The sequence below is a fragment of the Mucilaginibacter frigoritolerans genome (genome assembly GCF_007830615.1).
Classification (GTDB): domain Bacteria; phylum Bacteroidota; class Bacteroidia; order Sphingobacteriales; family Sphingobacteriaceae; genus Mucilaginibacter; species Mucilaginibacter frigoritolerans.
The window spans coordinates 52922-64985 of record NZ_VLLI01000007.1 but is presented as its reverse complement, the minus strand read 5'-3'; the positions used below and the strand labels follow the sequence as shown (position 1 = coordinate 64985).

Sequence of the window (12064 nt, the reverse complement as noted above, 5' to 3'; positions counted from 1 at the left end):
AAGTATATGGAAATAAGGATTCCGGTTTATCGCCCTTCATTGAACGGGAACGAAAAAAAATACGTTAACCAGTGCCTTGACTCTACATGGATTTCTTCAAAGGGAGAATTTATTGGCCTGTTTGAACGAGGTTTTGCTAATTTTCTTAATGTAAAATATGCCGCCTCGGTATCAAATGGAACAGTGGCCCTACACCTCGCTTTGGTAGTGTTGGGGATTGGTCCTGGAGATGAGGTTATTGTGCCAACCTTAACTTACATTGCATCTGTCAATGCCATAACATATACAGGAGCTACGCCTGTTTTTGTTGATTCTGTGGAAGACACCTGGCAAATGGATCCAGCTGATGTTGAAAAGAAAATAACGCCCAATACAAAAGCAATCATGGTTGTTCATTTGTATGGCTATCCTTGTGATATGGACGCATTAAAAGCCATAGCAGTAAAACATTCCCTGTTTTTGGTTGAGGATTGTGCCGAAGCTATTGGCACCGAATATAAAGGCAAGCCAGTTGGTACTTTTGGTGATATTGCTGCATTCAGCTTTTTTGGGAATAAAATGATCACTACAGGCGAAGGTGGCATGGTTGTTACGAACGACCAAACAATTCATGATCGTTCAACGCATTACAAGGGTCAGGGTTTATCAAAACACCGCTTTTACTGGCATGATGTAGTAGGTTATAATTACCGTATGACTAATATTTGTGCAGCACTGGGTTTAGCGCAATTGGAGCAGATAGATTTGTTTATAAACAGGAAACAAGAAATAGCAGAATTATATATCCAGAACCTTAAAAATTTGCCGCTTAAATTTCACAGCGGGACCGCAGAAGTTAAACACTCTTATTGGATGTGCTCTATTTTACTGGATGATGCTGATAAGCGCGACCTGTTGATGGATTATTTAAGCGCTCAAGGAATTGAAACAAGGCCGTTGTTTTACCCTGTACATACCATGCCTATGTATGCTCAGAATTTCCAGAAACATCCTATTGCCGAAAGTTTAGGATGGCGCGGTATAAACTTACCAAGCTTCCCCGCATTAACAGACAATAATGTTATTGAGATCTGCTCTCATATTAAGCAATTCTTCATAAGTTGAATACACAAATCTTACTACCCTATTAATAGAAATATATGACAAATAAGGCGCAAGAATTGGTCGATCCTGTTAAAAAAATTATTTTTGGCTTATTTGGCGCAGGCGGATTTGCACGCGAGATTATGCCGATCGTTAGAGAGTCGCTTTTGCCAACTTATCAATCAGCCGGAGAGTATTCAATTCAAATGTTTTTTGTTGAAGTAAACCCGCCTGCAAGTGAAATAAATGGAATTCCTGTTATTGCAGAAGAAGAGTTTTTTAAGATGGAATGCTCAAAAAAACTATTTAATGTGGCCATTGGTGATTCAGGAATCAGAGAAAAAATAGCAGATACTTGCATTAAAAATGGTGCCATACCCCAAACGTTACGATCAGTAAATACCACCATTTATGATAATAACGAAATTGCAGAAGGAGCAATCATTTGCGCTTATTCAACCATTACTTCTGATGCAAAAATCGGAAAGTTTTTTCATTCGAACATCTATTCATACGTTGCGCATGACTGCGTAATTGGCGATTATGTAACATTTGCACCTAACGTGCACTGTAATGGCAATATACATATTCATAATCATGCTTATATCGGTACCGGAGCAGTGATTAAACAAGGTTCATTAAGCAAACCACTTATTATTGGTGAAGGTGCAATTGTTGGGATGGGGGCTGTTGTGACAAAAGACGTGGAACCCTATACAACAGTGGTAGGAAATCCTGCAAAACCCTTTCAAAAACAATAAATAGTTTGAGTATTACTGTGAATAGGCCGATAGACGGGTCGTTATATGTTTGAACTTAAATTAATTTGAATATACTTTACTACATACCCTTTATGGGACAGGACATGGGCGGCGTAAGACAGTACGCCGTTACTTTGTTAAAGATGCTTTCTAAAGATGCTGAAAACACCTATTATGTTTTCCATGAATCGAATGATCCTGAGGTCATGGCAGTTTTGGAAAGTAATCCTCAACTCAAACTTGTAAAAGCAAAACCTGATAAGGAGGACGTATGGACAATCTATTGGAAAAAAATTAAAAGAAGGTTATTGCCCTATTACTCGAAGGTTTTTGTAACGCATCCGGAAAAAGATCCGATAGATAAAATTTGTGAAAAATATCAGATAGATATTATTCATTGCCCTTATCAATATTTGGCTCAGTCAAAAACTGCAAAGTCAATTTGCACCATGCACGATGTGCAGGAGTTGCATTTTCCTCAGTACTTTACGCCCGACGACCGGGCTTACCGGGCTACTTACTATTTAAAATATATTAATAATGCCGATAAGATAATTGTGAGTTATCAGCATATTAAAAATGATATTATAAAATATTTTTATACCGCCCCTGAAAAAATTACAGTATGCTTATTGGATATGGGGAATTTATGGTTCGATAAATACACCAATGATGACATTGAACCTTTAGATACTTTGGGTATTGATTACAAGTTTGTTTTATACCCTGCAAATACATGGGAGCATAAAAACCACCAAAAATTAATGGAGGCTTTGCTTTTGTTAAAAGAACAAGGGCTTACTGATATAAAACTGGTATGCTCAGGGCACCAAACTCCTTATTTTGAGGCCCAGATAAAACCTTTTATTGATAAATATGGGCTTAATAGCCAGGTAAATTTTGTTGGTGTTGTTGACGAAAAACTACTTTATAGTCTTTATAAAACCTGTTTGGGTGTAGTAGTACCCACAATTTACGAAGCTGGTAGCTTTCCGCTAGTGGAGTCTATATTATTGGATATTCCCGTGATATGCTCTGGTGTTACATCGCTGCCTGAAACAATCGGCGATAGCAATTTTGTATTTGATCCGATGGATGCTTTGGCAATTAGTAATAAGCTGCAACAGCTATGGAATGATGAAACATTCCGCGAGAGAAGTATGGAGAACAATAAAAAGCAAGCAGGCAGGTTGCGTAATACAAATGCTTTGAATACAGTTAAAACACTGTATAGTAGTATTAATGCCCTAAATTGATATTTGTAACAGGTTATTATTTGCCAATTCTTTGAAATTTTCTATCCTAACACCATCATACAACTCTGTTAGTTATATTGAACGGGCCATTAAAAGTGTGCAGACCCAGGGTTGTACCAATTGGGAGCACATTATAGTTGATGGCGCCTCAACTGATGGTACGGTTGAAATTCTAAAAAAGTACCCACATTTGCAATGGATCTCAGAGCCGGATAAGGGCCAGTCTGATGCAATGAACAAGGCATTTAAAAAATCAACAGGTGATATCATCATTTATTTAAATGCCGATGATGAACTGAAAACTGATGCTTTAGAAAACTATAAGGATGCTTTTGAAGCCCACTCCGGTTACGATATGGTTGTGGCTAGCCTTGAGATTGATAATTGCGGCGTAACATCAATTAATAGCCCATCCGTAAATTTAAGGCAGGTTTTAAATTATTGGCCGTGTATATTTCCGGCAAATCCTGTTTCATATGCCTACAAAAAACAATTACAAACAAAGATTGGTACATTCCCGGTAAATAACCATTACACTATGGATTACTGGTTTTTACTGAGGGCATTTTTAAAGGGAAAAATACTTAAGCAAGAATTTATCGCCGGAACATTCTATTTTGACGGATTGAATAAATCAGCTGACCCTGAAAACTCGCGTAAGTGTTTAAAGGAAACTAGGGATCAATTCTTAGCAACTTACTTTTATCAGCCCGAAGTAGCTAAATTTATTATCAGAAAATATATAAAATAAGCTTTGGGAAAAAATATTTTATTTGTTGCACACGATGCCGAGCTGATGGGGGCTCCCATGGTTTTACTGCATTTAGTAAAATGGGTAAAATTAAACACCGATTACAATATAACCATACTGCTAAAGGCCGGCGGACCTTTGCAATCGGAATTTGAGGCAGCAGGTAAAGTTTATTATTGGCGGGAGGGTTTATTATCCCCATCAATAAGCTCACGCATTACTTCAAAATGGAAGAAGATAGTAGACAAGCCACCTGTTTATATCCCCTTTCCTAAAGAACTGCAGGCAGAGAAATTTAGTGTGGTTTATATTAATACAGCTGATGTTACCCCATGGGCGCCTATGCTGAAGAAGATGTATAACTGCCCTGTAATAGCGCACATACATGAATTGACTTATTCTATAAAAGCGTATTTCCCTAAGGCATTTGATGATGAAAATATTGCAACAATTGATCATTACATAGCTGCCAGTAAAAGCGTTGCCGATAACCTGGTATCAAGCTATAATCTGCCCGAAGAAAACGTTTCTGTATTTAATGAGTTTATCCCTATTGATCAAATATCTAAACCAACAATAGCGTCAGCAATTATTAAAGAGGAGTTAGGTATTGCCGGGAAATTTATAATAGGCGGATCAGGACAAGCAGGTTGGCGAAAGGGAACAGACTTGTTTATACAACTGGCTTATTGGGTTAATAAAAAACTGCCCGATAATAATATAGCCTTTGTTTGGGTGGGCTATCAATCCGATGAAGCAGCAGCCCAGGCGGAATATGATATTAGTAAATCAGGATTACAAGGCAAGGTGATTTTTACGGGCAGTAAAAAAGAACCGCAAAACTATTTTCAAACGTTTGATGTATTCGCACTTACTTCACGTGAAGATCCTTTTCCGTTGGTAAGCTTGGAGGCCATGGCATTAAAAAAGCCTGTGTTTTGTTTTAAAGATACCGGCGGTATTCCTGAAATAATAACCAGCAATATTGGCGAAGTTTTTAATTATGGCGATGTAGAAGCAATGGCAGATGGTATAATTAAAGCATATCAACACCCGGAAGATACCCTTCAAAAGGGTAAAAATGCTGGTGTGGCAGTACAAAAATATGATGTAAGTATGATTGCACCGCAGTTATTTAAGCTGGTAAATCAATATGCACATGCCACAAATAAATCATTAATAAAATAATGGCTGTTCAGCTTGGCATAGTGATTCCCGCTTATAAAGCTAAATATCTGGATGCTGCACTCATGTCTATTGCAGCGCAGACCAATAAAAGTTTTAAGGTTTATGTGTGCGATGATGGCAGCAAGGAAGATATTAAATCTATCGCCAATAAATATACTGATCAGCTAGATATCCAATATCACCGTTTTGATGAAAATCTGGGTGGAAGAAGTCTTGTTCAGCATTGGAACCGCAGTATTGCCCTGGCTAATGAAGAGTGGCTATGGCTGTTTTCGGATGATGACGTGTTGGCGCCCGGTTGTGTGCAGGCCTTTTTTGATGCTTTGCAGATTACTCAATCACAGCATAATCTTTATCGTTTTAATATTGAAATGATAGATGCCAATGATGAAGTGATTTGCGTAAAAGAACCGCACCCAACTACCGAAACCGGGTATGAATTTTTAAAGCGCCGCTTGCAATCAAAATCGTTGAGTGCTGTGGTTGAATATGTTTTTAAAAAGGAAGTATTTGACGCAAGCAATGGATTTGATGATTTTCCGCTGGCTTATTGTGCTGATGACGCCACCTGGCTCAAATTTGCAGGCAATCTGCTGATTTTTACCATCCAGAGCCAAAAAATTTACTGGCGTGCAAGTGGTATTAATATCAGTTCATCAGGTGGTTTTCAAACACAAAAAATGGAAGCCTTATTAAAATTCGTTAAACATATTTTAAATAAATATCCGGAGAATAAAACCGAACTGCTGCAACTAGCCGAGCCCTGGTTTTATGAAAACCTGGGTTATATACATGGTCGCCTTAGTTTTTGGGAGGCGATGAAATTATCTTTTAAGCTGAATGCTCTATTCAAGGGAAGTAAGCCCGGTGCAATGAAAAAGATCATTGCATCACAGTTGCGTAACACCCGGTTTGCTGATAAGGTTCAAAAATGGTCAGGATATTAGCACTGCGCGAAAAATTTGCTCATATGAGCTCGGTTAGCGGTTATGATGCACTTTATAGTCATTTTGCTGATGATATCCTCATTGATTCAATTTTTTGCAACTTTAAAAAAATGCACCCCCGGGGTGTTGGGCGCTTGCTGGAAACTGCCTCCAAATTTGCAGGAACATCCGGCTTTTATAATGCCAGTTCTTTTGAGGCCGAATCAAAGTTGTTATTGAAATATTTAAGCGGTAAATACAGCTTAATTCATTATTCGTACGGCGAGTCGTATTACAGTTTATTGGGTAAAATCAAAAAGAAACAAAAAACAGCTATCGCCGTAACCCATCACCAGCCAGTAACCTGGTGGCAGGCGCATGAAAGTTCTTTTAAAAAATATAATAATGCCAATGCGGTGATTACTTTGTCTGAATACGACAAGGAGTATTTCAATTCCCATATTCCGGGAAAGGCAGTTTGCATCCCTCATGGGGTTGATGTTAACTTCTATAAGCCATTGCCATCTGCCGAAAAAACGGATGATGATACTTTCAGAGTGATATTTTCTGGACGCTATTTAAGGGATATGGAAACCCTGGCTAGGGTGGTAAAAAAGCTTTCTGCATCATCTATAAATATTCAGTTCGATATTGTTTATATCGATAAAGCAAAAGTATGGCAGCCCTACCTTATTGACATAATGGGATTACCCAATGTAGTTTGGCATGCTGATGTTTCGGAGCATCAGCTTTTAGGTCTGTACCAACATGCCGATGTTTGCTTGATTCCTTTGGAGGATTGTACGGCCAATAACGCCATACTGGAAGCAATGGCATGCGGCTTACCAATAGTAACTACCGATTTACCCGCAACAAAAACCTATCTCGACAGCTCAATGGCAATAGCAGGTCGTAAGGAAAATGCCGATGATCTTTGTGATGCATTGTTGATGTTGAACAATAATATTACATTAAAAACAACCATGTCTGTAAATGCCCGTAATAAGGCAACAGCGAGTTTTGGCTGGGATATAATTGCCAACAAAACGCTGAGCTTATTTAAATCATTGCAATGAGCAATTTAATATTAACTATAATACACAGTTACGACTATCCATTTGTTGAGCCTTTCTTCAAATCATTAAAAGAAACAGGTTTTAAGGGTGACATGGTTATTTTCACGTCCGAAACGGTTTCAAAAGCAACTAAAAAAGCGCTGGTAAAAAATGGAGCTACATTAATTGATTATAACTCGGCCTGGCCCTACAAGGCGGAATATGCCGAAGCTTTTAAAAATATTTTGCCCGATGCCGCTATTTCCAATTACCGCTTTGTTTTATACAGGCAGTTTTTGCTGGAAAATCCCGGCAAGTATAAAAATATAATGTTGACCGATGTAAGGGATGTGATATTTCAAAAGGACCCCTTTAATGAGTTGAGTGCAGGAAAAATTAATTTTTTTCTGGAAGACCCTATACAAACCTTCCGTTATTCTGAATTAAACTATCAATGGTGTTCTGCTGCTAATGGCACCGAACTTACTGATCGTATTATTGATAATATAGTAAGCTGTGCCGGGTTTACCATCGGAGAAATAAACCCTATAATGGAATACCTGGAGCACATTCAAAAAAAGCTGGAGTTTCGTGATGAGCTGCCATGGGCCTTTGATCAAGGTATACATAATGGGTATATTTATGGTGTAAAACCTGCCGAAATGCAAGTTTTTACCAATGATGATCCCTTTGTGGTAACACTAGGGGCTTACCAGCCCTATAAGCTAAATGAAGAAAATGAAGTGGTGAATAGTAAGGGCGAAATTTATCCGGTGGTACACCAGTATGACCGTTCAGGTGAGCTTTTTACCCTGGTGAAAGAAAGATATATCGGGAGTCGGCTCACACAAAAATTAAAAAGGTTGTATTACGCAATAATGCCCTGATATTTTAAGGTGAAAACGTTGTTTAGGAAAGGGATTCTGGATGTATTAAGGCGATTTAAAATTTATCGTGCTTATTCGCTAATACCAAAGGGTGAAATCAATTTTTCGCAATTGGAAGATGCTAAGGTTTTAAAAGCCGATGAATATCCTCCAATAAAAAGAAAAACCCCTTTTACAATAGGTGAGGGAATATATTGGAAGTTTGAACAATCATTAAATGATGTTCCGCAAAAAACATTTGTAATTGAAGCAAATGGCTGGCGGGTATGGGGTAATCAGGGTGCTGCCATTAATAGTAAAGAGTACTTATTTAAAGATGTTTCAAGAGAATTTGAGAAGCCGGGACATAGTATCTTTCTGCAACTTAAGTTAGCCCCTCTGGTCCATTTGGCAGGAACCTCAGCATTAATAAACGCGTCCGGTGCAGATATGTATTACCATTGGATGGTTGATATTTTACCCCGCCTCAAGTTGTTACTTGATTGTAATTTTAACAATGAAAATATAGATCATTATATAGTTGATTACCGGGGCATTTCTTTCCAAACCGAAACACTGGCAATATTAGGCATCAATGATGATAAAATTTCAAGAGCTGATAATCATTTCAATTATCATGTTTTAGCTGAGCGTTTAATAGTCCCTTCGCTTGCTTCAAAACTTGATGTGGTATCTGCTGATGCGTGCGGTTTTTTAAGAGATACATTTTTAAAAGAAGAAAAAATCAGTAGTTTCGGAAAGAAGATTTATTTAAAAAGGACAGGTAAAAGAAAACTGATCAATCAGGCTGAGATAGAAGAGTATCTGGAAAGTTTAGGATTTCAGGCCGTTCAGTGCGAAAACTACTCTGTTGAAGAACAGGTTGCAATTTTTCAGCATGCTGATATAGTAATAGGTCCACATGGTGCAGCATTTACTAATGTAGTGTTTTGTAAACCAGGAACTAAGGTTATTGAATTCTTTTCGCCAAGATGGATAAATCAGTGTTACTGGACAATATGTAATGAGGTAGCATTGGAATATTATTATTTAATTGGTGAGGGGCCCCCTCCTGCAGATCATTCTGATGCAAAAGGTACAACGGCTGATATTCAATTAAATCCGGATAAAATAAAGCAGTTATTTAAACAATTTCACATTTGAATTAATTGGCTTCTCCAAAAAAACAAATCAAAATAAAATTCCTTAATGGGCTATCTTTTCAATTAGGGGTAAAGGAGATTTTAAGCTACGTGACTCCTTACTATGATTTTATTGATAGTGAGGATCCTGATTTTATCATTTTTGGTCCTTATGGCAACAGTCTGCCTGAAAAGAGTGACAAATATGTCCGCATCGGATATTTTTGTGAAAATGTGGTTCCTGATTTTAGTATTTGTGAATGGGGCTTTGGAATGCCTAGAGAAGAAGATATTAAAAACCCCAGGTATAAAAAAATTCAATGGCATAACCTTGATCCAAACGACCTGGTTAAAGTAAATGCGGATATTGATGAGGTAATCAATTCAAAAACAAAATTCTGCAATTTCTTGTACGGGCACAAAGTACCATATCGTGAAGCTTTTTTTAAAGCATTGTCAAAATATAAAAAAGTAGATGCGCCGGGTAAGTCAATGAATAATATGCCTTCTATCGATGATATTTATACCGGCGATATCTGGAGCCGTAAGAGGCAGTTTCTGAAGCCTTATAAATTCACCATTTCATTCGAAAATAACTCTTATCCTGGTTATCAAACAGAAAAGATTTATGATGCAATGTTAGAATGGAGCATACCTATTTATTGCGGCGACCCATATATTTACAACCTGTTCAACACAAAAAGTTTTATTAACGGCTTTGACTATCTGAATCCTAATTATGGTGGCCTTATCAAGTCGATAGAAAAATATTCACAAATGAATTTTGTTGATTTCAGACCGGGAGTTTATAAAACCATACCGCATCATATTGTCAGGAAAATTAAGACTCTTAGCAGGGAACTAAAAATGACTTTGGAATTCAATGGTTTAAATTATAAAAAGCTGGTAGACCGTGTTGTTGAAATTGATGAAAATGAAAGTCTTTACAGAGAAATGTTACTTCAGCCCTGGTTTGCTAACAACCAGATTCCAGCGCAGACCTCAGCAGTTGAAAGGTGGAAAGAGATTTTTGGATAATGATTGAGCAGCCTTTAGTTTCAGTAATAATTCCTTTATACAATACAGAGCGTTACATTGAGCAATGTATTAATTCGGTATTGAATCAAGGTTGGCCTAATATTGAATTAATAATTGTTGATGACGGTTCAACCGATCGGAGTTATGAAATTGCAAAGGCTTTTGAAGGCCCTAAAGTCAAACTATTAAGACAATCTAACCAGGGAGCAAGTGCCGCAAAACAAAACGGCTTAAACCATGCTACCGGGCAGTATATCCAATATTTGGATGCAGATGATTTACTGCATCCTGAAAAAATAGAAAAACAGATCATCTCCTTACAAAATAACCCCAACAAAATTGCGGTATGCACAACAGCGCATTTTTTTGATGAGGACATAGTTAACTATATTGCTGATGATGACCGTTTTTTTAAAGAATATCTCAATGACCCTCTAAATTTTTTAATAAAATTGTATGGTGGTTTTGATTTAATGGGAGGAATGATACAGCCTAATGCCTTTTTAACGCCAAAAAGCATTATTGATAAAGCCGGCCCATGGGAAAAGAGTATTTCGCCCTGTACAGATGAAGATGGCGAATATTTTGCCCGTGTAATATTACATACCGAAGGCATTATTTATACACCGGAAATCTTAAATTATTACAGAAAAACTAAGACTCAAAGCTCCCTGTCGGGGAAACTGAATACAACCACTTGTTCTAATTTAATTAAAAGTATATGGCTTAAGCATACTCATTTGTTGTCATTTGCTAAATCAGATGAGCAAATAACGGCTATACATAATGCTACATACCGTTCACTTGATCAATTAAAGGTTTGGATATTTTTGGTTTATGACAATCTAGTATCGGAGATAGAGGTATATCAAAGTAAACTTAAGCCATCGCTTAAACCCAGTTACCATAAAATGGGTGGTGCCGCCATCAATACTATAGCCTGGCTGTTTGGATGGAAAATTGCCAAAAGATTTCAGGTTTTAAAGCAGAAGTTGTTTTAATGGATACCTTGAATTTTTATATTGATAAAAACCATTTCCCTTATGAATATCAGAACGATTTGAGTTTTGATAACCCAAGGCTGCTGGAGGTTTTGGGCAGCGCCAATACCTGGATGCTTTGGACCCTGCGCACCTACCTTGAAATGAAAGAGAATTTTGATTGCAGGCTTACAGACGAAATTCCGGCAAGCGGCATCACCTTATTTTTTCGGGGTTCCATCAGCTTAACACAAAAACCCAATAAAAACCAGTTTTGGGTTTGTATGGTGGCCGATGCTACCTGGCATCCTTATAGTCATGTTAATTTATTTCAGAATAAGGCAGGCATTACAAAATATGCCCAATCGTACTTTATCAGGCATTGGTATCAGTTGGGGATCATTAAATCACAATCAACCAACTCATCGCCTAAAAATATTTATTACTTTGGCGATAAGGCTAATCTGGCGCCTGAATTATTATCGGACGACTGGAATAGATTTGTTGATGAAAATGATTTTTCCTTTATAACCCCTCATTTTTCTGAGTGGAACAATTACACCGATGCCGATATTGTAATTGGCATACGATCATTTAAAAAAGGCGAACAATTTTTGAATAAACCATCGTCCAAACTCATTAATGCCTGGCGGGCCAATGTGGTTTTTATAGGCGGCGAAGATGTGGCCTATGCAGAAGAAAGGCAAACTGAATTTGATTATATTGATGTAGATAGTTACGAAAATTTTAAAACTTCGTTATTAAAATTAAAAATGGATCCAACCCTTTATCAAAAATACCGTTTACAGGCATTAAAATGTAGCGAGCGGTTTCCGGATAGTTTTTTCTCCGGTCAATGGAAGCAGGTGATTACTGAAACCATTATTCCGCTTTATCAGCAGTCGGCAAAAGCCGACAGATTTAAACATTACAAATTTTTAATAACACGCTTTATAAGGTATAAATCAGAAGCATTGGCCCTAAGGCTCAAAAAAGCAGCTGCATAATCCCTTTTTAA

At 37.5% G+C, this 12064-nt stretch carries 12 protein-coding genes; all 12 read left to right on the top strand.

Features of this window, described 5'->3' with window-relative positions:
• The first annotated feature begins 6 nt into the window (after positions 1 to 6).
• The 12 genes from JN11_RS12660 to JN11_RS12605 all read left to right on the top strand — a co-directional run bounded on the left by JN11_RS12660 (position 7) and on the right by JN11_RS12605 (position 12053).
• Complete coding sequence (locus tag JN11_RS12660; protein ID WP_144913070.1) at positions 7 to 1104, top strand: DegT/DnrJ/EryC1/StrS family aminotransferase; 1098 nt, start codon at positions 7 to 9, stop codon at positions 1102 to 1104.
• A gap of 35 nt (positions 1105 to 1139) precedes the next feature.
• Positions 1140 to 1844: an acetyltransferase gene (locus JN11_RS12655; RefSeq protein ID WP_144913068.1), complete on the top strand. Its 705-nt coding sequence runs from the start codon at positions 1140 to 1142 to the stop codon at positions 1842 to 1844.
• A 65-nt stretch (positions 1845 to 1909) separates the two neighbouring features.
• Positions 1910 to 3100, top strand: a complete 1191-nt coding sequence (locus JN11_RS12650; protein WP_144913067.1) for a glycosyltransferase family 4 protein — start codon at positions 1910 to 1912, stop codon at positions 3098 to 3100.
• A 31-nt stretch (positions 3101 to 3131) separates the two neighbouring features.
• Positions 3132 to 3851, top strand: coding sequence for a glycosyltransferase family 2 protein (locus tag JN11_RS12645; RefSeq protein WP_170227750.1), 720 nt, complete (start codon positions 3132 to 3134; stop codon positions 3849 to 3851).
• 3 nt (positions 3852 to 3854) lie between these two features.
• Positions 3855 to 5039: a glycosyltransferase family 4 protein gene (locus JN11_RS12640; RefSeq protein WP_144913063.1), complete on the top strand. Its 1185-nt coding sequence runs from the start codon at positions 3855 to 3857 to the stop codon at positions 5037 to 5039.
• Positions 5039 to 5986 (top strand): glycosyltransferase family A protein, encoded by a 948-nt coding sequence (locus JN11_RS12635; RefSeq protein WP_144913061.1) that lies wholly within the window; start codon positions 5039 to 5041, stop codon positions 5984 to 5986. Before JN11_RS12640 ends, JN11_RS12635 begins: the two co-directional genes overlap by 1 nt.
• Positions 5971 to 7041, top strand: coding sequence for a glycosyltransferase family 4 protein (locus JN11_RS12630; protein ID WP_144913059.1), 1071 nt, complete (start codon positions 5971 to 5973; stop codon positions 7039 to 7041). Before JN11_RS12635 ends, JN11_RS12630 begins: the two co-directional genes overlap by 16 nt.
• Complete coding sequence (locus JN11_RS12625; protein WP_144913058.1) at positions 7038 to 7907, top strand: hypothetical protein; 870 nt, start codon at positions 7038 to 7040, stop codon at positions 7905 to 7907. The genes JN11_RS12630 and JN11_RS12625 overlap by 4 nt, the downstream gene beginning before the upstream one ends.
• A 9-nt stretch (positions 7908 to 7916) precedes the next feature.
• Positions 7917 to 9050: a glycosyltransferase family 61 protein gene (locus tag JN11_RS12620; protein ID WP_144913056.1), complete on the top strand. Its 1134-nt coding sequence runs from the start codon at positions 7917 to 7919 to the stop codon at positions 9048 to 9050.
• 89 nt (positions 9051 to 9139) lie between these two features.
• Entirely contained in the window at positions 9140 to 10066 is a 927-nt protein-coding gene (locus tag JN11_RS12615) for a glycosyltransferase family 10 domain-containing protein (RefSeq protein ID WP_144913054.1), read from the top strand.
• Entirely contained in the window at positions 10045 to 11067 is a 1023-nt protein-coding gene (locus tag JN11_RS12610; protein ID WP_144913053.1) for a glycosyltransferase family 2 protein, read from the top strand. Before JN11_RS12615 ends, JN11_RS12610 begins: the two co-directional genes overlap by 22 nt.
• Positions 11067 to 12053, top strand: a complete 987-nt coding sequence (locus JN11_RS12605; RefSeq protein WP_144913051.1) for a hypothetical protein — start codon at positions 11067 to 11069, stop codon at positions 12051 to 12053. The genes JN11_RS12610 and JN11_RS12605 overlap by 1 nt, the downstream gene beginning before the upstream one ends.
• Positions 12054 to 12064: the final 11 nt, after the last annotated feature.

Excerpts from the sequence above, each read along its gene's own strand:
- JN11_RS12660 (WP_144913070.1), top strand. The coding sequence starts at position 7 with ATGGAAATAAGGATTCCGGTTTATCGCCCTTCATTGAACGGGAACGAA.
- JN11_RS12655 (WP_144913068.1), top strand. The coding sequence starts at position 1,140 with ATGACAAATAAGGCGCAAGAATTGGTCGATCCTGTTAAAAAAATTATT.
- JN11_RS12635 (WP_144913061.1), top strand. The coding sequence starts at position 5,039 with ATGGCTGTTCAGCTTGGCATAGTGATTCCCGCTTATAAAGCTAAATAT.
- JN11_RS12630 (WP_144913059.1), top strand. The coding sequence starts at position 5,971 with ATGGTCAGGATATTAGCACTGCGCGAAAAATTTGCTCATATGAGCTCG.
- JN11_RS12625 (WP_144913058.1), top strand. The coding sequence starts at position 7,038 with ATGAGCAATTTAATATTAACTATAATACACAGTTACGACTATCCATTT.
- JN11_RS12605 (WP_144913051.1), top strand. The coding sequence starts at position 11,067 with ATGGATACCTTGAATTTTTATATTGATAAAAACCATTTCCCTTATGAA.